Below are 21,743 nucleotides of genomic sequence, written 5' to 3' on the forward strand. Positions count from 1 at the left end.
TGGCGGCGGCGCAGTGTCGCCGTCTTTTCCCCTTTTAGGCGAATCAATCCATCAATGGATTCAGGCAACAACCAAATCAGGTCACGGGGAGGTTTCCCGTATGCTCGGGTTGCAATATTTTAGTTTTAACGATTTATGGAGTCCGCTTATTCTGGCATTATTTCTGCTCATTGCCGCAGCTTATCTAGTGCTCGTTGGTCCGTTCAGTGAACGGATCAAGGAGGCCGATCAGACAACGGCTACGCAAAAAATCATGTTTATTACAGGACTTATTGTGTTTTATCTGGCTCAAGCGGGGCCATTTAATCTGCTCGGTCATGTGATGTTCAGCTTCCATATGGTGAGTATGGCTTTGTCTTACCTTGTCGCACCTCCTTTATTAATGAAGGGTTTACCGCTTTGGGTATGGCGGAAAATAGTTCAGTGGCTTCCGACAAGGCAGTTATCCTTTCTGGCTCATCCCATCGTGGCGGCTGTAATATTTAACGGATTGTTTTCGTTATATCATCTGCCGGTAGTACATGATTATGTCATGCTGAATTTTACGGTTCACCGCTTGTATTACTTTGTACTCTTTATCACTTCCATGCTCATGTGGTGGACATTGCTTAATCCGTTGCCGGAAGGCAGACAGGCATCGGGCTTGTCCAAGATTGGATTTATTTTTCTGAACATGGTGCTTCTGACACCAGCTTGTGGGCTAATTATTTTTGCTTCCGAACCTTTGTATGAGACCTACAGCAATCCCGCCGTATGGGCCGAGGCGATGCGGTATTGTGTATCCGGGGATTCCACGGCATTGCTGCGATCATTCGGTGGACCGGCGTTCTTCAACTTCCTGTCCTCTGCCAAGGAGGATCAGCAGGTGGGCGGTATTTTGATGAAATTCATACAGGAAGGCATTTTCGTTTCCATGCTGGCTTATGTCTTTTTCCAATGGTACCGCAAGGAAAAACGGGAAGATGATGACGATCCATATCCTGTAGAGAATACGGGAGGACCACTTAATCCTGCAGCGAAATAACACAAGTCTTGTTTGGACAAGAGGGGGAAACACACGATGGATATGTATTTTTGGCTACCCACGATCAGTACTTCTTTCATTGTGATTAGTGCGGTGTTGGTTGGGATCGGCTGGGTGCTGATTATTCGTGGCAAACGGGAGGCGCACCAAACCGCAATGGTTGCAGGGGCCGTTGCTGCGCTGCTGTTCTTTGTCATTTACACGTCTCGTACCATCTTTGTTGGCAATACAGCTTGGGGTGGGGACCCGGAGATGGAGATCTTCTATCGGATATTTTTGATCTTTCATATTATCCTCGCTACCGTGGCAGCGGTCTTCGGTATTTCCACACTGGTGCTTGGTTTCAAAAAGAAATTCAAGACACATCGCCGCTGGGGACGATTCACATCCATGATCTGGTTTAGCAGCGCCATTACTGGCGTCATTGTATATGTTTTGTTGTACTTGCTATATCCGGGTGGACATACACGTCCGGTATGGGAAGTCATCCTTGGGGTGTAGGTCAATGAATATAACACTTTGAAAATATGAAAATGGATGAATTGATCCGTTGATGCGTCCAAGCTTCCTCTCGCTTTCATTCATAGAATGAGATCGAGAGGGGGGAATAACAAATAAAAAAACAGTCCATGTTAGTCAAACGTATCCACGTCTCACGGTCTATTCAGAAGAAAACTTCTTTGGAAGAAGCCGGATTTACCGTGGCAACACGGGTCTTCGTAATCATGACAACATTCTGGGTGGAGTAGAAAGCCTGCGTTTCTTCTCGACAAGGTCGAATGCAACGTTGGTTGTGTTTACACGTCCTAACTTTCAAGGTGGATTCCGAGTCTTCCGCGGCAACACTAACTTGAGAGATTTGGATGATCTGATCCGTGGCAATGATGTGGAATCCCTGATCTCCACCAATCAGCGTTTGACGCTGGCTGAGATTCGCGCGATTCGCCGTAATCGCAGTCTGCCAAGTGGCTATAACCTCGTTTAAGAATGCAACCTCTTTTGTATTCAGGTGCCGGGAAAAAGGAAAGAGCTGTTCCGAATTGTGTTCGCACAATATCGGATACAGCTCTTTTTTTGGTTGGAGGAGTTATCTTAATCTCCCCCGCCCCCGCCGTCACCACCTCCGCTATCGCCACCACTGTCGTTGCTGCTTCCGCTATCACTGTTGTAATGATGACCGGATCCTGAGGGGAAATCACCATCATGATGCTTGTAATCTTGAGTGTGTTTGGAATGATGAGTATAGGAGTCATCATTGGTAATGACCGGGTATGCCGAAGATGAGTCGGAGTAGCCGTTGTTACGCCGCACACGATGTCTGCCTTTTTGGGCAGCATGTCGTTTGGGTTCGTCACGAACGATCAGCCAGATAACCACGATCAGAAAAAGGAACACAAACCCAATCTCTATTAGCGAATCCATGTTTTGATCATTCCTTTCTGTACGCGTATCAAGTTTTATTTTAACGTAACTCTCACATGAATCCCATACCCTCTTCCTGATTCAGGAAAATAAGGGGTTGACGGAATAAGAAAGAGGTCTGTATACTGTATATATTGATATACACAGTAGATACAGTGAACACAGTCAAGATGGAAAGGCAGGCAAGCGATATGAACGCATGGAATCAGGCATGGTGGCTGACTCGTTACGAATTGAACAAAGATAAATTCCAATGGCTATGGACTGCGGTCTTTATGCTTTACACTGGCGGCATGGGCGGTGTGATGTTACTGGGACAACGGCAGGAGGATTTTTTTAGTCCATTTGGAGATGCCTACTTTATGCTCATGTGCCCGTTCCAGGGATACTTGTTCAGTAGACGATCCTTCCGATATATCCAGGAAGATTCCTATACACAGATGTTAACCTATTACCGCAGAATTCCGATCCCGGAACCAACGGTGATGTGGTCACGTATTCAGCAATCGTTGATGGCCTTTGTATACAATGGCATTTTCTTCTACGGCTCATTATATTTCGTTGGACTCCGTACAGAAGGATTCCGATGGGATCAATATCTGGCTTTTGCCTTGACTTGCACGGGCTACGGAATATTGGTTACAGGCTTATATATATACGGTGAATTTTTACACAGCGGCAAGAAATATTTGCTTCTCAGTATGTTATTTATCCCGGTCGTGGTCATCATCTCCATTCTGATTCGAATGGCAGACAGCAATGGATTTCAGTTTTTGATGGAGACGAGCAGAACTTGGGGAATGCTCTCCCCGATGATGTGGGCTTCCCTGCTGGTGGGGTTAGCAGGATTATGGCTGTTCAGTCGGTTAACGATGAAGAAGCTGGCGAAGCGGGATTTGAGTTAGTTCATGATATGAAATATAACCGAATAGAACGAGTAGAGGATGAACCGGCACAGTCATGGAACAGACTGAAGTGTACCGGAGGGCGAGGTGCAAGACGTGAATATACCGATTCAAATTAATGAAAATAGTGCTGAACCTTTATATCACCAAATTGAAAACCAGTTAAGATCGTTAATTATTACAGGTCAATTGGGGGAGGGGACACATTTGCCGTCCATTCGTGAATTCGCCGGATCTTTGAATTGCAGTGTCATCACGGTTCGCCGGGTCTATCAGGATCTGGAGAATGAGGGCCTGCTTCGTACAAAGCAGGGGACGGGTACATTTGTTGCCGAGGTTGAAGCTGGGGATCGGGAAAATTATAAATTAACTGCGGCCAGAGAAGCTTTACAGGCTGCGGTACAATCGGGAAAAGCGGTAGGATGCAGCCAAGAGGAAATGGCAATTCTGTTCCGTGAAGCTCTCCAGACCATCTTTGATTCGAAGTAAAGGAGTGATCCACACATGGAATCGATAGCAGTTCAGTTGAACGGTGTATCCAAAATGCGAAAACGAAGAATCATCGGGCCTATTGACCTGACCATCCCGGAGGGTTATGTGATTGCCATTTTGGGACATAACGGTTCAGGCAAAAGCACGCTGCTAAACATGCTGCAACAAGTGGTGCTGCCGGATGCGGGGCAGATCATGTGGTTTGGAAACAGTTACCAGGAAGGGCTCCCCATAGAGATTAGGCAGCAGATCGGTTTTGTCGCAGATAACGGGGGACTGGAAGAAAACCATATTACGGCCCTTGATGCGGCGAAGTTTCGATCGTACTGGTATCCAAGGTGGGACATGAGTCTTTTCAATCAACTGATGGATGAAATGGACGTACCTTATGATGTGAAACTGATCAAAATGTCCAAAGGGGAACGCCGCAAATACGAGATTGCAGCGGCTCTGGCAGCTCGGCCTAAACTTCTGCTTTTGGATGAACCTTCATCAGGACTGGACCCTTTTTCCTGGAAGATCATGATCGAGCAATTCCGAAAATTTATGGCGGAAGGGGACACCACGATTCTGGTTGCCACGCATATTGCCGATGAAGTGAAGCGACTTGCGGACTACATTGTGCTGATGCATCGCGGACAGTCTCTGGGTATGGCGGAGAAAGATGTCGTACTCGATCAATGGAGGGAAATCTGGTATGAAGGCGAACTGCGACCCGAGAGCATTCCTGGCGTCGTTGAATCGGTTCAGGAAGAGAACGGTCTGATACGGGTAATTACAACCCGGGTGAGTGAAGCACAGGAACGGTTGGAGCTTGCAGGAATACGAGTCATGAAAGTCCGGAATCTGGAGCTGGATGAAGTGCTGGCATTCTGGATTGCCGGGTATGCACCAGCACAGTGGAGATAACCGAAGGGAGACGATACATGATGAACCGATTGGAATTGAAGCAGGTAGTCAAGCAATATGCAGACAAAACAGCAGTTAACGGGGTAACGCTTAATGTAAAAGAAGGGGAGATTTACGGACTGCTCGGAGCCAACGGCGCAGGCAAAACGACAACGATGCGTATGGTACTTGGGCTGATCCATCCTGACGGGGGAAATATCCAGTATAATGGAAAACCCTACAGCACGGAACTGCAGCAGATTATGGGCTATCTTCCGGAAGAGCGCGGTCTGTATCCAAAGGTGAAAGTCAGTGAACAGATCAACTACCTGGCCCGGCTGCGCGGCATGAATGGAAAGGACGCGGACCAGAGCCTGAAGTATTGGTTGGACCGATTCGAAGTGCCAGAGTATTACGACAAAAAGATTGAGGAATTATCCAAAGGAAATCAACAGAAAATGGGCTTTATTGCCGCAGTGGTGCACAGACCGCAAATTCTGATTCTGGACGAAGCCTTCAGCGGACTTGATCCAGTGAATGTGGAACTGCTTAAGTCCACGGTCAAAGAATTGCGTGATGAGGGCACAGCCATTCTGTTCTCAACACACCGTATGGAGCACGTCGAGGAATTGTGCCGTCAGATAACCATATTGCATCGTTCCAATACCGTGGTGCAGGGAGAGATCAAGGAGATCAAGAGTCGTTATCCACGTGAGCAGGTGTTCCTGAGCACAACAGGCAATGTGAGTGGTCTGGAACAGTTGCCGGGTGTGAACAAGGTCGAGAAAAATGAGCGCGGATACCTGATCCACATTGGTCAGATGGAGGCAGCTCAGGAAATTCTGAGAGCAGCGATGGCTCAGACGACAGTGGAGCACTTTGAAATCAAGGAACCAACGCTTAACCAAATCTTTATTCGTGAGGTAGGTGAGTCGAATGAATAAAATGGGGACGATTACCGGATTTACGTTCAAAAACAAAGTGAAAACGAAGTCTTTCATGGTGACAACCATTGTACTTGCACTTTTAATTACGATTGGACTCAATATTCCATATTTCATTACCTTATTTAATGGTGGTCCCATTGGCGGAGGTGCAGGCGGAAGTGGTTCTGTGAATATCGGTCTGCTGAGCACAGGGCAAACGGAGGTAGCTGAGAAGCTGGAGACCTACTCATCCGCACAAGGCAACGAGACATATCACTTCGTTAACGATGCGAGTAAAGATGAAGCGGCACTCAAAGCCGATGTGGAGTCTGGGGTTCTGGATGGCTACCTGAAGTTTGAACCTGTTGCGGGGCAAGACTTCCCGAAGCCTGTCCTGTACTCCAGCGAAGATATCTCCCCGCAGGTTGTAGCACCCATTGAAGCAGCACTTCAAATTGTGAGGCTGGATGTGGTGGTGAAGGATACACTTACAGCAGAGCAAAAACAGCTCATTAGTACGCCAGTGAAACTGACAGAGCAAAGCCTTGATTCTGATCAGAGTGGAGCTGCTGCCGAGTCGGAAGGTGGCATGAGTGGCATCAACTATATTGTTGTTTACCTGTTGATTATCCTGTTGTTCACTTCAACGATGATGACTGGTAATATGATTGCCTCCGAAATTACGGCTGAGAAGAGCTCGCGAATTATGGAAATTCTGATTACGAGTGTATCTCCGCTGAGCCAGATGTTTGGTAAAATTATCGGTATTTTCTTGGTAGGTTTGCTGCAAATCGGTATTTTCGGTGCCGTGGTTGCCGGCAATATGCTGTTACCGCATAACCGCGATGTATTGAGCGATTTCAATATGAATCTGAGTGATGTGAACGTCGCCGTCATTGTATATGGACTCATCTTCTATATTCTTGGTTATTTCCTGTATGCAGTTATGTTCGCCGCCATTGGCTCGATGGTGAGTAGGACAGAAGAACTGGGTCAGGCCGTGTTGCCGATTACGATGTTGTCCCTGGTTTCCTTCTATATCGCCATCTTCAGTATTGCTACACCGAACATCCTGTTGTTGAAAGTGGCGAGCTTCATTCCGTTCACTTCCCCAACGGCGATTCTGGTACGGATTGGGGCAGGCGTTGCACCAACCTGGCAGATCTGGACGTCACTTGCGATTCTCTTAGTTTCGATTATGATCTTCGGCTGGCTTGCAGCGAAAATCTATCGTACGGGTGTGCTGATGTATGGTAAACGCCCAACGTTCAAGGAATTGTTCAAAGCGATGAAGGCTTATAAAATCTAATCTGATGATTTAGTGTGTGTGTGTGTTGTCATAATTAGTGAGACTATTTTCAGAATTAATGAGACAACTTTTTCATAATTAGTGAAACGTGTATATTTATACAATGATATGCAGCAGTGCCTCAGATGGAAAAATATTTTATAAGGTGTTATATATCCATAGTAGTAGCAAAGACCCGATGGGTGCTTGGGGATTTATGTTAGAACTCACTGATCTATGGATGATTACATTAAACGCAATTAAATTTTAGCAGGTTCTGCACTGGAAGAGGGTGCTGAACCTGCTAAAATTTTTCTAGTGAACTATTGTCAGTTGATGGTATTCTGTCGGTTCATTTCAATGAAAATGTCTTTTTTTCTTAAGCATCACAGTTTTTCAACAGCGCCTGCTAGACTCTTACGAGTCCCAACTAGGCATGTTTAATAACTTTTTCAAAGAACTGCGAGAAGTGAAAGCAACACTAGATAACTTCGATGTATTGGATGAAAGTGTGGAGCAAATGGCTGAGACATGGAAAAGGGGCAATGACGATCGATCGTAACATCGGTATGGCCGGTGTGATTAAAGGATACCTAAAGAGTAATTGGAGGGAGGAGTACTTTATCATTGTAGGGGCTACTGACTACGGTACTGTTCCCTGTAGAATTGTTTTAAGACTGAGTGCATTTACATTCCAAAAGTAAATCAATATGTCCCAAAGTAAAGCTGCATGGTCCTAAGTGATCACATAACTTTATTTTAACTCTCATTGTTCAACTTTTACACCACTTCAGTTTGATAGTAATCGCACAAATCAGTTAAAGAGCAATCTGAACATTTTGGCTTACGTGCGACACAAATTTTCATGCCGTGTTGAATAATCCATTCATGGGCATGATGTTTAAATTTAAATGGAGTTATTTCATTTATTGCATCTGCGGTGTCCTCTCTTGAAGTTGTGTGTGTGATTCCCAGACGATTCACAACCCTATGAACGTGTATATCTACAGCAATAGTTGGCTCTCTAAAAGTGAAGTGCATCAGGATATCCGTACATTTACGCCCAACGCCAGTTAAAGCAAGCAGTTCATCTCTAGTGCCAGGAACTTCTCCGTTATGTCTTTCAATTAACTGGTGACACATCTTTTTCAAGTTTTTTGTTTTTCTATTGTAATGGGCTGCGGGTTTGATTAAGGAAGATAATTCTTCATCCTCAAGTTGAAGTAATTGTTGGGGGGGTAGAGATCTTGTCATAAAGAGTTGTACAAGCTTCAATAGTTCTTTTTTCAGTAGTCATGGTAGAAATTGCTACGGATACTAATGCTTTAAAAGGGGAGCTGGACAAGCCCTTGGCAATCCAATCATTATCGGTTTCAACAAAAGTTGGTTGTGTTTTGCGCAATCGTTCATATATTAGAATTATTCTTTGCTGATCCATCAGTTCTTGTTCCTTCCTGTTATACTCTCCGTATATTCTATCCTAGTCTATTTTCTAGAATTCTTTAAATTTTGAAGACTTATTTCACGAACGAGAGAGGTAAAATCGCTCTTTTTACCATTCAGCCGTAGGTCTATACTTTTTTTTACATTACTTTTTGCTTTCTCGAGGGATAATTTTGCTACATACATAAGTTCATTTATGCACAGATCACAAGCTTTTTTTAGTGAATATTTGTCATGTGAAGTAAGTTTGAGTTCATACTTTGATGCGCATACTAAATCGCGAATTACCTCCGTTAAGTTGAAAATTTCTCCTGACTTCAACTTAGAATCTATAAGTTTCCTTCTATCTGAAACAAGAACAGGTAATTTGCTAAATTTATTGAAAAAATGAATATGAGATGTTTCTAAAATGGATAAGCTAGAGAGAGGGCGGACTCCAAGTTGTTCCGCTGATTCCTGAGGAACTAAAATGTTCATCTTGAGCTCGCTAAAATAGAGTTTATAATAGTGCCTTTGTTGATTCTCGACCCAGAGTGTAACTTCTTCTTCTAAAATCCCAACACCATGCAATGGATAGAAAAGTAATTCTCCAACCTTGATATCAATCATGTGTTTTCCCTCACGTTCAGTCAGTCATTAACTTATTATAACATCCCCCTGTCAACCCCCATCAGGATAGAATTTTGTCAATATATTTTTTGAGCGACAACATACATTATCAAAAGTAAAAGAAACTTGAATTAAAAAAAGCTTGACTAGTACGACAATAAAAAGTGTATGCTTACAAAATAACTTGTAAGTATTGATCACAGGTATAATTTGAAGTGACAAAGTCCTATGTAGCTTGTTATTCTCTTATACCGAGTAAAACGGTATGTTTACTATGATTTAATTCTCTATCTTAGTCACTTTAAAATTGACAATGTTTTAAAAGAAAAAGAGGTCATGAATATGAACAAACCTGATGGACAAATAGTAGAGCGTGACATCAGCACAGAAATGCGAGAATCTTTCATTGGCTATGCGATGAGCGTCATTGTAAGTCGAGCTCTGCCTGATGTGAGAGATGGACTAAAACCAGTACATCGTCGCATCCTGTATGCAATGTCTGAGCTTGGTATAACCTCTGATAAACCATATAAGAAATCTGCAAGGATTGTTGGAGAGGTCATTGGTAAGTATCATCCACATGGGGATGTCGCGGTGTATGAAACAATGGTGCGAATGGCTCAAGACTTTTCCCTCCGTTACATGCTTGTTGATGGGCATGGTAACTTTGGCTCTATAGACGGAGATAGGGCTGCTGCGATGCGCTACACGGAAGCTAGGTTATCTAAAATTGCCACAGAGATGTTACGTGATATCAACAAAGACACAATAGACTTTCAGCCTAACTACGATGGTGAGGAGCAAGAACCACTTGTGTTGCCTGCAAGATACCCTAACCTTCTTGTTAATGGTGTGGGTGGTATTGCAGTGGGAATGGCAACAAATATACCTCCCCATAATTTAGGAGAGGTTATTGATGCTTTGAATGCCATGATAGATAACCCAAGCATTACTACGCTAGAATTAATGAATTACATTTCAGGACCAGATTTCCCCACAGCAGGTTATATTATGGGGTATTCTGGAATCCGGCAAGCTTATGAAACTGGTCGAGGCTCGATAACGATGCGGGCCAAAACAACCATAGAAGAAATTGAAAACAAGTCAAGAATTGTCGTGCATGAAATACCTTATCAAGTAAACAAAGCTCGTCTTGTAGAAAAGATTGCAGAACTTGTTCGAGAAAAAAAAATTGATGGTATCACTGATCTACGTGATGAGTCCGATCGTATGGGTATGAGGATAGTCATTGAAATACGACGTGGTGTTAATCCAAATGTTTTACTAAACAACTTGTTGAAAAATACATCGTTACAAACTAATTTTGGCATCAATATGCTCGCAATTGTAAACAATGAACCTAAAATTTTGAGCTTACGAGAAATTTTACATCATTACTTACAACATCAAATCGTTGTCATACGACGTCGTACTGAGTACGAACTACGTAAAGCAGAGGCAAGAGCCCATATATTGATAGGTATGCGAATTGGTTTAGATCATATTGATGAAATCATAGATTTAATTAGATCATCTGCTTCAAGTGATATTGCTAGAGAAAGTTTGATTGAACGTTATAATCTAAGTCTTGATCAGTCACAGGCCATTCTTGATTTACGATTGCAGAGACTAACTGGTTTAGAACGGGAGAGAATTGAAAGTGAGTACAATGAGATTTCAGCAAAAATATCATATTATCGTGAAATTCTGGCTAGTGATTCGCTGGTTCTAGAGATCATTCGAGAAGAAGTGATAAGCATCAAAGATCGTTTTTCTGATGCTAGACGCACTGAAATTTTATCAAATACTGAAGATATTCTTGATGAAGATCTGATCCCTCGTGAGGATGTAATCGTCACGATTACTCACACTGGATACATTAAACGTTTACCAGTTTCAACATACCGTTCGCAGAAACGCGGTGGTAGAGGAGTTGTGGGTACGGATACCAAAAGTAATGATTTTGTAGAGCATCTGTTCATAACACATTCACATAGCTATTTGTTATTTTTCACAAATAAAGGCAAGGTCTATCGACTAAAAGCATATGAGATTCCTGAACTTGGACGTACAGCTCGTGGAACAGCAATAATTAACCTCCTTCAAATTGAACCAGGTGAAGTCATCAATGCAGTTATTGAGGTTGAGAACTTTGAAAGTAATGATTTTATTGTTTTTGCGACAAAACAAGGCGTAGTAAAGAAAACTTCTTTAGCTGATTACAAGAATGTTAGAAAGTCTGGATTAATTGCTATCTATCTGCGTGACGAGGACTCACTTGTAGATGTAAAACTCACTGATGGTACAAAAGAAATAATATTGGGGACTACGAAGGGGATGTCCATTCGTTTCTCTGAAAAAAATGTGCGCGCAATGGGACGAACAGCGGTAGGGGTCAAGGGTATTGATCTAAACAAAGAAGATATTGTTGTGGGCATGGATATTATGGAACCTAATCAAGATGTTCTCGTTGTAACTACTAATGGATATGGTAAACGGACCCCGACAAAGGAATATCGCATTCAAAGTCGTGGTGGTAAAGGAATCAAAACAATAAATACCACTGAAAAGAATGGTCTGTTGGTTAGTTTAAAAGTGGTCAGCAGTGAAGAAGATTTGATGATTATAACTTCTAGCGGTACGCTTATTCGAATGAGTATGAAAAGTATATCAACGATGGGACGCTCCACTCAAGGTGTTAAGCTTATTAACACGCGCGATGATGACTCCGTGGCCACTGTATGCCGATCTAATCAATCTGAAACGGAAGATTAGTATTTATTTACAAATTCCATCAGAACCTAAGGTGGTAAAGGTGAGATGTCGATATTACATTGTTATCGTCCAACTTGTTCGTAACGTATAACAACGTAAAATCGACATATACCATACAAGGCAGTGGCACTTTAGAGCCATCATAAGGTCTTTTTACATCAAGCAAAGCAATAGAGGAGTACGTGATAATGAATAACTACAAATTTGAGATAAGTGTGAATGATTTCCTTCTTAAGGTACACTTTTGTGCTACTGAACAAAGCGGGCTTAATTATACTAAAAATTATATTTCTAGATTTCAAAGAGAAGTGGCTAACTTAGAAATGAAAGTTGAAATATACAAAAGAGATCAGCAAAATCAGCGTAGGCATTATAACCAAAAGCCATATTTGTTCACAAAAACACTGAATCAGAAGGCTTGCGTATCTGTTTAATTACATTCTCATATCCTATTACTAATAATTCGTGTACTAAGCTCAAGAAATAACACTTAGTTTAGAGCAATCTATTGTGTCTTTAAAAGGGAGGTTCAACAGTGCAAAATTATATTTATGTCAGAGGTGCAAGAGAGAATAATTTAAAAAATATCAACGTTGATGTGCCTCGTGATCAGATGGTTGTTTTCACAGGAGTGAGTGGCTCGGGAAAATCAAGCTTGGCATTTGATACACTGTATGCTGAGGGTCAAAAGAGATACGTGGAGTCATTGTCGGCCTATGCACGGCAATTTTTAGGCCAAAATACTACTCCAGACGTAGATTCCATAGAGGGACTTTCCCCAGCTGTGGCTATTGAACAGAAAACAACCTCACGTAATCCTCGATCAACTGTAGGGACTATGACAGAAATCTATGATTATCTGCGTCTTCTCTGGGCAAGAGCAGGTACACCGCATTGTCCGAATTGTAAAATAGAAATAGGCCGTCAATCTGTTGACGAGATTGTCGAGCACATTTTTCAGTTACCACAAGGAGCAAAATTTGCTGTACTGGCGCCAATCATCCGTGGACAAAAAGGAGAGCACCGTGACGTATTTGATCAAGCACGAAAGGATGGCTTCGCACGTGTTCGTGTAGACGGAACACATTATACCTTGTCGGATGAGATAGAAATCGACAAGGGTCAGAAGCATACCATCGACATCGTTGTTGATAGGCTAACTGTCAGAGATGAGGATGCTCAACGCTTGGCAGACTCCATTGAATTGGCTCTCTCTCTTTCAGGAGATATTGTCACAATTTATGAGTATGAGAATATGCAAGAAACAAGCTTCTCTCAAAGCTACAGCTGTTCAAAATGTGGAACTTCACTTAATGAATTATCCCCGCGGTTATTTTCCTTTAATCATCAACTAGGGGCTTGCCAAACTTGTCATGGGCTAGGAATTCAACTCAAACCTGAGGATTATGAACATTTAAAGAATTCGCAGTTTGAAACCTATGGCGAGCTTACTACTCTATCTTGCCCAGATTGCCAAGGAGATCGCTTGTCCGCGCAGCCTCTTGCTGTCACGGTTGGAGGAATGAACATTGCTGAATTTTGCAAGTTATCCATTAATGATGCTATTGATGCAATAAATAATCTAGAGTTAAGAGGAGCCAAAAGCACCATTGCAAAGCCTATAACTGACGAAATAATTACTCGGCTTCTTTTTATGAAAAAAGTAGGTTTGACTTATTTAACACTCTCTCGTGTTTCAAGCACACTTTCTGGTGGGGAGAGTCAGCGGATTCGATTGGCTTCACAAATTGGCTCAGGTTTGGCTGGTGTGCTTTACGTCCTAGATGAACCTTCCATTGGATTACATCAACGTGACCATTCCCTCTTGTTAGCGGCACTACGTGATTTGCGAGATCAGGGGAATTCGCTCCTTATTGTGGAGCATGATGAAGAAACAATTCGTCAGGCAGACTGGATTGTAGACATTGGTCCTGGAGCAGGAAAACACGGCGGAGAACTTGTGGCGCAGGGCACACTGAAAATGATCATGAATGAGCCAAATTCTTTAACTGGTCAATATCTATCGGGTAAAAAAAGAATCCGTGTGCCTGAAAATAGACGTTCCGGAAATGGGAATACATTAGGGATAATTGGTGCGACCGAAAATAGTTTGAAAGGTATTGATGTCCACATTCCTTTAGGGACACTAACCTGTGTTACAGGTGTCTCGGGCTCAGGAAAATCTAGTTTAATCAATGAGATCTTGTATAAGAAATTAGCTGCTCAACTTAACCGAGCTCAGACAAGGCCTGGAAAACATAAAGAAATTGTAGGTGCTGAATTTCTCAACAAAGTAATCCACATTGATCAAAGCCCAATTGGGCGTTCGCCGCGATCTAATCCTGCGACATACACAGGTTTGTTTGACCTTATCCGTTCCCATTATGCACTTACAAGTGAAGCAAAAGTACGTGGGTACGAAGCGAGAAGATTCTCTTTCAATGTAAAGGGGGGACGATGTGAAGCTTGTGCTGGAGATGGTGTAATGAAAATTCGAATGCATTTTCTTCCTGATGTATTTGTTCCTTGTGAGGTGTGCAAAGGGAAACGATTTAACCGTGAAACTTTGGAAATCTATTACAAGGGAAAAAATATTGCGGATGTGTTGGCGATGACCGCTGAAGAAGCTGTAACGTTCTTCGAAAACATGCCGAAAATTCGTAAAAGAATTGAAGCAATTTGCAAAGTGGGGCTGGGTTATGTCCAACTGGGACAAGCATCCACAACATTGTCTGGAGGAGAAGCTCAGCGGGTAAAGCTTGCTGCAGAACTTTTAAAGCCAGCCACTGGGAAAACCCTATATGTGATGGACGAACCGACCACAGGCTTGCATGTAGATGATGTCAATCAATTGATAAATATCATGCATGAACTGGTCGATAGTGGGAACACCGTGATCGTCATCGAGCACAGCATGGAAGTGATCAAAAACGCTGATTACATCATTGATTTGGGACCAGAAGGTGGGATAAACGGAGGGGAGCTTGTTTGCGTCGGTTCACCAGAGGAAGTTTCCAGATGCGAAACAAGCCACACTGGGAGATTTTTAAAAAAAGTGTTGGAGGAGTCTTGAAAGCTATGGAACTGATTAACCAAAAAGTAACGCATATTCGTTTCGGTGAAGGATTTATCGTAAACAAAACAGACAATCGAATCAGCATTCATTTTTCAGATCCGATAGGTCTAAAAGTATTCGTTTTTCCAGATGCTTTTGTACAGTATTTATGGATGGAAGATCATAACGTTCAAGAATATGTGATTAACCAATATTATCAAAATCAAAAGGAAATTGAAGCTGAGAAACAACGGCAACATCAGCTTCAAAAAGAGGAAGAGGAACGACAAATGGCGGCCGAAATGGCTAGTAAAGCAACAACTCGTAAAGCTGCGGCATTAAAGAGAAAGGCACTAAAAAGAAAGACGTGAGTTTAATAACTGCCGCATGGAAATTAGGTAAGACGTTTGCGTTTCAAAAAAAACAAAATCTTTTGTGATTAAATAATTCATTATTAAAAGTCCAAATGATCCACATGCATATATTATGAGTTTCAATTCTGAGATTGTACGTGCAAGGTGCTCATATTCCTGAATGGCCTTTTAGTTCTGTATTAAGATTCGAATTTTATTATCTAATACGAAAAATTAATGAGAAATCGAAGAAGTTGATAGCTAGTCGCTAATCTAAGAAGAAGAGATTATCGGACCCATAATTCACACAATAGACATAATTAATGGGCCCTAATCTCTTGACACGCATGTGATATAATTAATTTATGAATGGATTACTAATGCTTGCCGGTATTTCTTCAGGTAAGAATGTCACGATGTACAAAAAATCATCAACAAAAAAACCAAGTATACAGATAAGTTTTGTGAAATATTTGACTTTATATCTTTACACTAAAAAAGGAAAAAATGCTTTAACTAACTTATTCAACTTTTGAAGATAACTTAAGGAGGGTTCAACTATGAACACTGAATTACCATCGACATCAAAGATTGAAAAACAAAAAATGTTAGAAAAGGCATTGGCGGAGATTGAGCGAACTTTCGGTAAAGGATCTATCATGCGCTTAGGTGAACATTCAACTAATAGAGTAATAGAAACAATTTCAACAGGTTCTATTGGTCTTGATCTGGCATTGGGAATAGGTGGTGTACCAAAAGGTAGGGTGATTGAAATATATGGCCCAGAGTCGTCAGGTAAAACTACTCTTGCTCTCCATGTCGTTGCAGAGATTCAAAAAGTAGGTGGAACGGGAGCATATATAGACGCAGAACATGCATTGGATCCAACCTATGCAAGAGCATTAGGTGTTGATGTTGATTCAATGCTTATTTCCCAGCCTGACACCGGAGAGCAGGCTCTAGAGATCACAGAAGCATTAGTAAGATCTGGCTCTGTTGATGTGATTGTTGTAGATTCTGTGGCAGCTCTCGTTCCTCGTGCAGAAATTGAAGGGGAAATGGGAGATGTCCATATGGGACTCCAAGCGCGTTTAATGAGTCAAGCATTAAGAAAGCTGACAGGTACAATCTCAAAAACACAAAGTATTATCATTTTTATAAATCAACTTAGAGAAAAAATTGGTGTCATGTTTGGTAGTCCGGAAGTAACTTCAGGAGGGCGAGCATTAAAATTTTTTTCCTCTATACGCCTTGATATTCGTCGAATAGAATCCATAAAAAATGGATCTGAAATTGTAGGAAATCATGTACGTGTCAAAGTTGTGAAAAACAAGTTAGCTCCACCATTTCGGATGACTGAGTTTGACATCATGTATGGTGAGGGTATCTCAAAGATGGGAGAACTTATCGATATAGGAATTGAACGTGGATTGATTCAGAAATCTGGTTCTTGGTTTTTTCAAGGAGAATTGAGACTTGGACAAGGAAGAGATTCAGCAAAGAAATATTTTATGGATCATCCTGATGAAGCAAAAACATTAGAAGATGAAATTCGAAAATGGGAGCACGCTTCTGTAGATGATAATGAGAAAAATTCAGTACAGGACAAACATCTATTATTGGATGCTAGGGATGATGGGGCCAAATTGAATAATGATTAAGTTCTGTGTGGGACACAAGATGCTATTCGTTAAAACTTCTTGTAACTTCTTTATTTCGTGATTGAAGTTCAACTAAAACATCGATTAGTTCTTAAAACATGCGCTATAATAATTGAATTTTTTTTTGATTTTGATGTATCTAAATGGACATCCGCAATGAGTAACATTATGAGAGTAAAGGGACCATATGAATAAAGAATATTTTAATGAATCAATTGCAATGTATGAAAATAATAAAGACACCCATGTCCGACAATTACGGAAAGAAAGTTCGATGAAGGATTCTCTACAATTTTATTTAGACAACATAGGAAAAGTACCGCTTCTTTCTAAAGAGGATGAAACAATTTTGGCAAGCCAAGTCAAACAAGGCAATGAAAAAGCTAAGCTGAAATTCATAGAGGCGAATTTGCGTTTAGTTGTCAATATTGCAAGCAAGTATAAATGGAATGACTTGCCTCTTCTTGATCTCATTCAAGAGGGGAACCTAGGTCTAATAAGAGCAGTAGAAAAATTCGATTTTCAGAAGGGTTTCAAATTCAGTACCTATGCGACTTGGTGGATCCGCCGAGCAATAGAACAGGCTATCGTAGAAAAAGGACGGATTATTAGATTTCCAACTCACATTTTTGAATTATTGAGAAGATGGCAAAAAATTTACCAAGTCTTTTTTTCAGAATTTGGTCGTGATCCTACTCTTGAAGAGATGGTACACAAAATGAACATGCCAATGAACAAGATAATTGAAATAAAAAAACTGGCTGAAAAACTAGTTTTGTCTCTAGACTTAGAGGTTGGGGTAGACAAAGATACAAAACTCGGAGATTTGCTTGAATGTACTAACGAAAAAAGTACCGTTAAACTTGTAGAACAAAAATTTCTAGAGGAAAGGATAAACAATGTTCTTCATACTTTGAGCGAGAGGGAAGAAGGTATAATTCGTTTTCGCTACGGATTTGATGACGGAGAAGTGCATAGTTTTCAAGAAATAGGTGAGGTGTATGGTGTTTCGCGTCAACGTATTTACCAAATTGAAATTAAAGCATTAAAAAAAATAAGCGAATATTTTCGTGAAGAACGACTTCAGGACTTTCTTGAGGTCTGAGAGTTTGGTATTTAAAGAATTTAATTTATTTTAGCAAATTCTAGGGATCTTATGGGGGTAAAACATGAATGGAGTCAAGACAGGAGAAATGGTTTTTTATCCATTTCATGGGGTAGGGCTCTTAAAAGAAAAAGTAACGCGTCCATGTGAAGATAAACAAAAGGATTACCTCAAAGTCTATTTTCATGAACTAAAAATGGAGATTTTCATACCTGTGGACTCGGCTGAACAGAAGGGAATAAGGGCACTGACAAGTCGAGAAACTTTAGAGAAATCAAAAAAACATTTCTTTAAAAAATACAATAAATTACCTCTTCTAGCCTCTGAAAGAAAGAAATCGTTGGACCGAAAGCTAAAATCAGGAGAAGTCCTTAACATAATTGAGGTGATTCGAGATTTAGTCTGTGCATCTCAATATGATCTTAGATTAGGTTTCCAGGACAAACAGTTACTTGAAGTAGCAAGTAACTTATTGAAAGACGAATTGATGCATGTTCTCAATTTATCGAGTGAAGAAGTTTCTGAAATTCTGAAGCGTACTATTAAGTCAAGATCAAAGAACAAATAACTATTATTGTTATGATCAAAATTGATTTGCTTAACGTGTGCTGAATTTAGGTATCACTAAGTTGGAGTACACTAAGAAAATTTAAAGACAAGGTGGTAAAGAAGCAGATGAAACGTGTACTTTATGCGTGTATTGAACAAACCATACATTTTCGTTTAAAAGAGGATGCCGAGAGTGAAGTTGTACTACGGACTGTTCGAGCAGAATTAGAAGATTTCAAATCAACTTTACAACGGAAGAAAAAAAAATACAAAATTATTGAGGAAATCCATCAAATCGATGGGTCTATTATTGTGAAATTAAAAAGACAGCACAATAACTATGATTGCGGTAGTTACCTGGACTAGTTAGTGCAGTATCGAGAGTGATTGTTAGTTTACTTGTGTTTTACTATCAATTTAAAGAACGGAGTCTCTCAATAAAATTATGTTATTCCTTTAGTCAGGGACTCTAAAAAAACTTTAAATATTTTATAACAGGACTATAAATATACAGTACAAAGAGCAATAAACATTGTACTGAAAATGTGTCTTTAGATTAATAACCTCCTTTTCCGCGTGTCAGATAGTATTTTTCGTGGTATCATACAGGAACAAATGTTCTTGTTGGAAGGAGTGGAGAAAATGTTACCACCAAGACAAAAGTGGCCCAATCATAGTGTTCTGGCCATTGACGCAAAAAGTTTCTACGCTTCAGTTGAGCTATCTGACCGGTCCTTGGATCCATTGAAGACCAAACTTGCTGTAGTCAGCGATTTGTCGAAACGCGGTAGTGTAGTGCTCGCAGCATCACCCGAATTAAAACTCCAACACAATATCAAAACGGGTAGCAGGCTTTTCCAGATTCCTAACCGTGAAGATATCATATTGGCTCAATCCCGTATGGGAAGATATGTAGATGTATCTATGGGTATCATGGATATTTTATATAAATATGCACCATCAGAAGCTATACATGCTTATTCTATTGATGAGTGGATAATTACAATAGATGGTACTGAACATATGCATGGCTCGCATAAACAGGTCGCCATGAAGATTAAGCATGATATATACAAAGTGTTTGGAATTCCTGTAAGTATAGGTTGGGGGCAAAATAAAGTTGTCGCTAAGATAACGATGGACTTAATTGGTAAAAAGAGTGGTTATGCTGAATGTAGTTATGATCAAATTGAAACACTTCTGTGGCCACATTCAGTGAGGGACGTTTGGGGTATTGGAGGTCGATATGCGAGAAGACTCAATGCAATGGGAATCTATACACTGGGTCAATTAGCCCAAAAACCGCTACATGTGCTGCGACAAGAGTTTGGTCCAGCCATGGGAGAACAATTCTATTATCATGCAAACGGATTAGATTTTAGTCCTGTTTTTGTTGATCCAATAATGGAGGCTCGTAAGGGATTTTCCAATGGGATTACCTTCATGACTGATTACTCGTGGGAAGACACAAAAGTAGTTATTCACGAATTATCTGATTTACTTGCTGCTCGGCTTCGCTCTTATCATATGGCAGCTTTTACAGTGAATTTGTCAATGCGTTATACGAATGATTATAATGGTCGGCGCTTTTCTCAATCGATCACTTTATCATCCGCGACCAATTTATCCATTCATTTATTCGAAGCCTGTATGACTATGAATTCTAAGAATGAGATACCGGCACCAATTCGACAAATTTCCATGTCAGTAACGAATGTCATTCATGAATCAGAAATCCAGTTGGATTTATTTAGTTGGGAAGAGGATGAGAAACAACGGGCTCTTGAATCAGCTTTAGACAAAATAGTAGCCAAATTCGGAACCACAGGAATCTTCCGAGCAACATCACTTACCAAGGCTGGTACCCTTCAAGATCGTGCTAAGAAAATAGGTGGACATTATGAGTAGAGAGTATCCTTTGCCGTATGACCGGGGAAATAAAAAATGGACTTCTCTTTTACTTTCAGAACATCGTGAACGTCTGTTGCAATGGAAAGCGAGTCATGGAAAGCAGGAAAGACCTGTTCTTACCCCAGAACGCAGTAACGAGCTTGCATTTCTAATTCAAGAAGCATTTTACGAACAAAGTTATATCACAATAACTTATTTTAGTGGTGATGAATTTCAACAGTTACATGGCAAAATTAAAAATTGCAGGTTAGATATAAAATCAATTGAAGTAAGTAGTAAAGACGGTCCTGCCAGTATCCTTTTTAGTGACATCATTGATATCCTATAAAGAGATAAAAAAACATTAATTTTGTGCCACGTGCCATTTTGATTATATTTTACGGTTCGCAATTCAAATCATCTGAAAGCAGGGTATATATGATTCTTACAAGGAAAGAGGCCACAGTAATCGAAAAAATCCGCAATCGTAGCACTCGAAAGGAAATTGCTCGCAAACTAGGGATTAGCACGTTCGAGGTAGAGGATATAGTCAATGATCTGGTTCAGCGTTTAGCTATTCAGCGATCGGACAATGTAAAGGAACAGTGTGAAGTTCTCTTGGACACGTATGAAATTGAGGATAACACTGAGAAAATATCTAAACAAAAAAAGACAATTGAAGTATTAATACCTGAAGGATATGAAGACCACATTAGAAAGCAATATGGGATACTTCCTCGCAGGGAAATTGCAAGACAACTTAATTTGAGTAAAGTAACACTGAATCTTATGATCATGCAGCTTGGGTTAAGGGAGAAGGGGATGCCAGAGCTTCATAATCAGCGCTTTTTTGAGCAGAATGAAGACCACATTCAAAGTGTCAACATTAAAGAAGTGTAAAAGACTAAATCGAATTTTGGACTCTCTGAAATCTAGGTGTAGTCATACTCCCCCCAACTCCAATTAAACAGAAATGAGATCATTCATACCAAGAAATTGTTGTGTATCAAATGTCTCTTGAAATAAACAACAGACCAAGGAATAATCCTTGGTCTGTTTCAACTTTGAGAGAAAAGCAATAGTTTAAAGTTCTTCTCCGTTACTTTATGTCCTTATTCTAATTTAGTAAAATCAAGTTTACACAGAAACGCTGTCCGATGTGTATATAATATATACGTAGGTCTTTGCTTAGTCTTTCAATAGTGTGTCAACGAAGTTATCATCTCGTTGATGCAAGTTAGAGGGAAAGTGACTCAATACATATTCGGAGGAGTTTTATGGGAGTCGTAAATAAAACAATTTTAGCGATTAACCCGGTTGAAGGTCAAGAAGCACTAGGTATGTTGATTACGTATGCG

General features: G+C 40.7%; 23 protein-coding genes. 20 read left to right on the plus strand and 3 right to left on the minus strand.

Annotated features, from left to right (window positions below; genetic code table 11):
• Nucleotides 1-100: 100 nt before the first annotated feature.
• The 3 genes from ctaG (at nt 101) to ACFTRD_RS25660 (ending at nt 2,009) form a co-directional block, all read left to right on the plus strand.
• A complete protein-coding gene (gene ctaG / locus ACFTRD_RS25650; RefSeq protein WP_379384961.1) occupies nt 101-1,024 on the plus strand; it encodes a cytochrome c oxidase assembly factor CtaG in 924 nt (307 codons plus the stop codon).
• A 36-nt stretch (nt 1,025-1,060) separates the two neighbouring features.
• Nucleotides 1,061-1,525, plus strand: a complete 465-nt coding sequence (locus ACFTRD_RS25655; protein WP_192262935.1) for a DUF420 domain-containing protein — start codon at nt 1,061-1,063, stop codon at nt 1,523-1,525.
• 106 nt (nt 1,526-1,631) lie between these two features.
• Nucleotides 1,632-2,009: a hypothetical protein gene (locus tag ACFTRD_RS25660; RefSeq protein WP_379385253.1), complete on the plus strand. Its 378-nt coding sequence runs from the start codon at nt 1,632-1,634 to the stop codon at nt 2,007-2,009.
• Between the two features lie 107 nt (nt 2,010-2,116).
• Here the strand turns inward: ACFTRD_RS25660 and ACFTRD_RS25665 are convergent, their stop codons facing one another.
• Nucleotides 2,117-2,446, minus strand: coding sequence for a hypothetical protein (locus ACFTRD_RS25665; RefSeq protein ID WP_379384963.1), 330 nt, complete (start codon nt 2,444-2,446; stop codon nt 2,117-2,119).
• A gap of 191 nt (nt 2,447-2,637) precedes the next feature.
• On the opposite strand from ACFTRD_RS25665, the gene ACFTRD_RS25670 reads away from it, so the two are divergent.
• From ACFTRD_RS25670 to ACFTRD_RS25695, 6 genes are all read left to right on the plus strand, one after another.
• Nucleotides 2,638-3,351, plus strand: a complete 714-nt coding sequence (locus ACFTRD_RS25670) for a hypothetical protein (RefSeq protein ID WP_379384965.1) — start codon at nt 2,638-2,640, stop codon at nt 3,349-3,351.
• A 96-nt stretch (nt 3,352-3,447) separates the two neighbouring features.
• Nucleotides 3,448-3,840, plus strand: a complete 393-nt coding sequence (locus ACFTRD_RS25675) for a GntR family transcriptional regulator (protein ID WP_192273108.1) — start codon at nt 3,448-3,450, stop codon at nt 3,838-3,840.
• Nucleotides 3,841-3,855: 15 nt separating this feature from the next.
• Nucleotides 3,856-4,752 carry an ATP-binding cassette domain-containing protein gene (locus ACFTRD_RS25680; RefSeq protein ID WP_379384968.1) on the plus strand — a complete coding sequence of 299 codons (897 nt, stop codon included), beginning with the start codon at nt 3,856-3,858 and terminating at the stop codon, nt 4,750-4,752.
• 20 nt (nt 4,753-4,772) lie between these two features.
• The gene (locus ACFTRD_RS25685) at nt 4,773-5,675 is read left to right on the plus strand and encodes an ABC transporter ATP-binding protein (RefSeq protein ID WP_379385255.1); all 903 of its coding nucleotides are present in this window, start codon (nt 4,773-4,775) and stop codon (nt 5,673-5,675) included.
• Nucleotides 5,668-6,966 carry an ABC transporter permease gene (locus ACFTRD_RS25690; RefSeq protein WP_379384970.1) on the plus strand — a complete coding sequence of 433 codons (1,299 nt, stop codon included), beginning with the start codon at nt 5,668-5,670 and terminating at the stop codon, nt 6,964-6,966. Before ACFTRD_RS25685 ends, ACFTRD_RS25690 begins: the two co-directional genes overlap by 8 nt.
• Before the next feature lie 415 nt (nt 6,967-7,381).
• Nucleotides 7,382-7,507 carry a hypothetical protein gene (locus tag ACFTRD_RS25695; protein WP_379384972.1) on the plus strand — a complete coding sequence of 42 codons (126 nt, stop codon included), beginning with the start codon at nt 7,382-7,384 and terminating at the stop codon, nt 7,505-7,507.
• Between the two features lie 218 nt (nt 7,508-7,725).
• Here the strand turns inward: ACFTRD_RS25695 and ACFTRD_RS25700 are convergent, their stop codons facing one another.
• Nucleotides 7,726-8,220, minus strand: a complete 495-nt coding sequence (locus ACFTRD_RS25700; RefSeq protein WP_379384974.1) for an endonuclease III domain-containing protein — start codon at nt 8,218-8,220, stop codon at nt 7,726-7,728.
• 210 nt (nt 8,221-8,430) lie between these two features.
• Nucleotides 8,431-8,997 (minus strand): CarD family transcriptional regulator, encoded by a 567-nt coding sequence (locus ACFTRD_RS25705; protein ID WP_379384976.1) that lies wholly within the window; start codon nt 8,995-8,997, stop codon nt 8,431-8,433.
• A gap of 342 nt (nt 8,998-9,339) precedes the next feature.
• Here ACFTRD_RS25705 and gyrA point away from each other — a divergent pair, with 342 nt between their 5' ends.
• From gyrA to ACFTRD_RS25760, 11 genes are all read left to right on the plus strand, one after another.
• Entirely contained in the window at nt 9,340-11,772 is a 2,433-nt protein-coding gene (gyrA, locus tag ACFTRD_RS25710; RefSeq protein ID WP_379384978.1) for a DNA gyrase subunit A, read from the plus strand.
• A gap of 188 nt (nt 11,773-11,960) precedes the next feature.
• Nucleotides 11,961-12,206, plus strand: coding sequence for a hypothetical protein (locus ACFTRD_RS25715; protein ID WP_336765944.1), 246 nt, complete (start codon nt 11,961-11,963; stop codon nt 12,204-12,206).
• A gap of 101 nt (nt 12,207-12,307) precedes the next feature.
• Nucleotides 12,308-14,845, plus strand: a complete 2,538-nt coding sequence (gene uvrA, locus ACFTRD_RS25720) for an excinuclease ABC subunit UvrA (protein WP_379384981.1) — start codon at nt 12,308-12,310, stop codon at nt 14,843-14,845.
• A gap of 5 nt (nt 14,846-14,850) precedes the next feature.
• Nucleotides 14,851-15,198: a hypothetical protein gene (locus ACFTRD_RS25725; RefSeq protein WP_379384983.1), complete on the plus strand. Its 348-nt coding sequence runs from the start codon at nt 14,851-14,853 to the stop codon at nt 15,196-15,198.
• Nucleotides 15,199-15,740: 542 nt separating this feature from the next.
• Nucleotides 15,741-16,841: a recombinase RecA gene (recA, locus tag ACFTRD_RS25730; protein ID WP_379384985.1), complete on the plus strand. Its 1,101-nt coding sequence runs from the start codon at nt 15,741-15,743 to the stop codon at nt 16,839-16,841.
• A 187-nt stretch (nt 16,842-17,028) separates the two neighbouring features.
• The gene (locus ACFTRD_RS25735; RefSeq protein WP_379384987.1) at nt 17,029-17,946 is read left to right on the plus strand and encodes a sigma-70 family RNA polymerase sigma factor; all 918 of its coding nucleotides are present in this window, start codon (nt 17,029-17,031) and stop codon (nt 17,944-17,946) included.
• Between the two features lie 64 nt (nt 17,947-18,010).
• A complete protein-coding gene (locus tag ACFTRD_RS25740) occupies nt 18,011-18,514 on the plus strand; it encodes a CarD family transcriptional regulator (protein WP_379384989.1) in 504 nt (167 codons plus the stop codon).
• Nucleotides 18,515-18,621: 107 nt separating this feature from the next.
• Nucleotides 18,622-18,861 carry a hypothetical protein gene (locus tag ACFTRD_RS25745; RefSeq protein ID WP_379384991.1) on the plus strand — a complete coding sequence of 80 codons (240 nt, stop codon included), beginning with the start codon at nt 18,622-18,624 and terminating at the stop codon, nt 18,859-18,861.
• Nucleotides 18,862-19,137: 276 nt separating this feature from the next.
• The gene (locus ACFTRD_RS25750; protein WP_379384993.1) at nt 19,138-20,403 is read left to right on the plus strand and encodes a Y-family DNA polymerase; all 1,266 of its coding nucleotides are present in this window, start codon (nt 19,138-19,140) and stop codon (nt 20,401-20,403) included.
• The gene (locus ACFTRD_RS25755; protein WP_379384995.1) at nt 20,396-20,734 is read left to right on the plus strand and encodes a YolD-like family protein; all 339 of its coding nucleotides are present in this window, start codon (nt 20,396-20,398) and stop codon (nt 20,732-20,734) included. Before ACFTRD_RS25750 ends, ACFTRD_RS25755 begins: the two co-directional genes overlap by 8 nt.
• An 89-nt stretch (nt 20,735-20,823) precedes the next feature.
• Nucleotides 20,824-21,285, plus strand: a complete 462-nt coding sequence (locus tag ACFTRD_RS25760) for a hypothetical protein (RefSeq protein ID WP_192262960.1) — start codon at nt 20,824-20,826, stop codon at nt 21,283-21,285.
• The last annotated feature ends 458 nt before the right edge of the window (nt 21,286-21,743 follow it).

Source organism: Paenibacillus sp. NPDC056933, assembly GCF_042674385.1.
GTDB lineage: Bacteria > Bacillota > Bacilli > Paenibacillales > Paenibacillaceae > Paenibacillus.

What these genes read in the sequence shown, in the direction of transcription:
- ACFTRD_RS25665 (WP_379384963.1), bottom strand. Translation starts at nt 2,446, where the DNA reads ATGGATTCGCTAATAGAGATTGGGTTTGTGTTCCTTTTTCTGATCGTG.
- ACFTRD_RS25680 (WP_379384968.1), top strand. Translation starts at nt 3,856, where the DNA reads ATGGAATCGATAGCAGTTCAGTTGAACGGTGTATCCAAAATGCGAAAA.
- ACFTRD_RS25670 (WP_379384965.1), top strand. Translation starts at nt 2,638, where the DNA reads ATGAACGCATGGAATCAGGCATGGTGGCTGACTCGTTACGAATTGAAC.
- recA (WP_379384985.1), top strand. Translation starts at nt 15,741, where the DNA reads ATGAACACTGAATTACCATCGACATCAAAGATTGAAAAACAAAAAATG.
- ACFTRD_RS25745 (WP_379384991.1), top strand. Translation starts at nt 18,622, where the DNA reads ATGAAACGTGTACTTTATGCGTGTATTGAACAAACCATACATTTTCGT.
- ACFTRD_RS25715 (WP_336765944.1), top strand. Translation starts at nt 11,961, where the DNA reads ATGAATAACTACAAATTTGAGATAAGTGTGAATGATTTCCTTCTTAAG.
- ACFTRD_RS25750 (WP_379384993.1), top strand. Translation starts at nt 19,138, where the DNA reads ATGTTACCACCAAGACAAAAGTGGCCCAATCATAGTGTTCTGGCCATT.
- ACFTRD_RS25735 (WP_379384987.1), top strand. Translation starts at nt 17,029, where the DNA reads ATGAATAAAGAATATTTTAATGAATCAATTGCAATGTATGAAAATAAT.
- ctaG (WP_379384961.1), top strand. Translation starts at nt 101, where the DNA reads ATGCTCGGGTTGCAATATTTTAGTTTTAACGATTTATGGAGTCCGCTT.
- ACFTRD_RS25725 (WP_379384983.1), top strand. Translation starts at nt 14,851, where the DNA reads ATGGAACTGATTAACCAAAAAGTAACGCATATTCGTTTCGGTGAAGGA.
- ACFTRD_RS25695 (WP_379384972.1), top strand. Translation starts at nt 7,382, where the DNA reads ATGTTTAATAACTTTTTCAAAGAACTGCGAGAAGTGAAAGCAACACTA.
- gyrA (WP_379384978.1), top strand. Translation starts at nt 9,340, where the DNA reads ATGAACAAACCTGATGGACAAATAGTAGAGCGTGACATCAGCACAGAA.
- ACFTRD_RS25690 (WP_379384970.1), top strand. Translation starts at nt 5,668, where the DNA reads ATGAATAAAATGGGGACGATTACCGGATTTACGTTCAAAAACAAAGTG.
- ACFTRD_RS25685 (WP_379385255.1), top strand. Translation starts at nt 4,773, where the DNA reads ATGAACCGATTGGAATTGAAGCAGGTAGTCAAGCAATATGCAGACAAA.
- ACFTRD_RS25740 (WP_379384989.1), top strand. Translation starts at nt 18,011, where the DNA reads ATGAATGGAGTCAAGACAGGAGAAATGGTTTTTTATCCATTTCATGGG.
- ACFTRD_RS25755 (WP_379384995.1), top strand. Translation starts at nt 20,396, where the DNA reads ATGAGTAGAGAGTATCCTTTGCCGTATGACCGGGGAAATAAAAAATGG.
- ACFTRD_RS25705 (WP_379384976.1), bottom strand. Translation starts at nt 8,997, where the DNA reads ATGATTGATATCAAGGTTGGAGAATTACTTTTCTATCCATTGCATGGT.
- ACFTRD_RS25655 (WP_192262935.1), top strand. Translation starts at nt 1,061, where the DNA reads ATGGATATGTATTTTTGGCTACCCACGATCAGTACTTCTTTCATTGTG.
- ACFTRD_RS25760 (WP_192262960.1), top strand. Translation starts at nt 20,824, where the DNA reads ATGATTCTTACAAGGAAAGAGGCCACAGTAATCGAAAAAATCCGCAAT.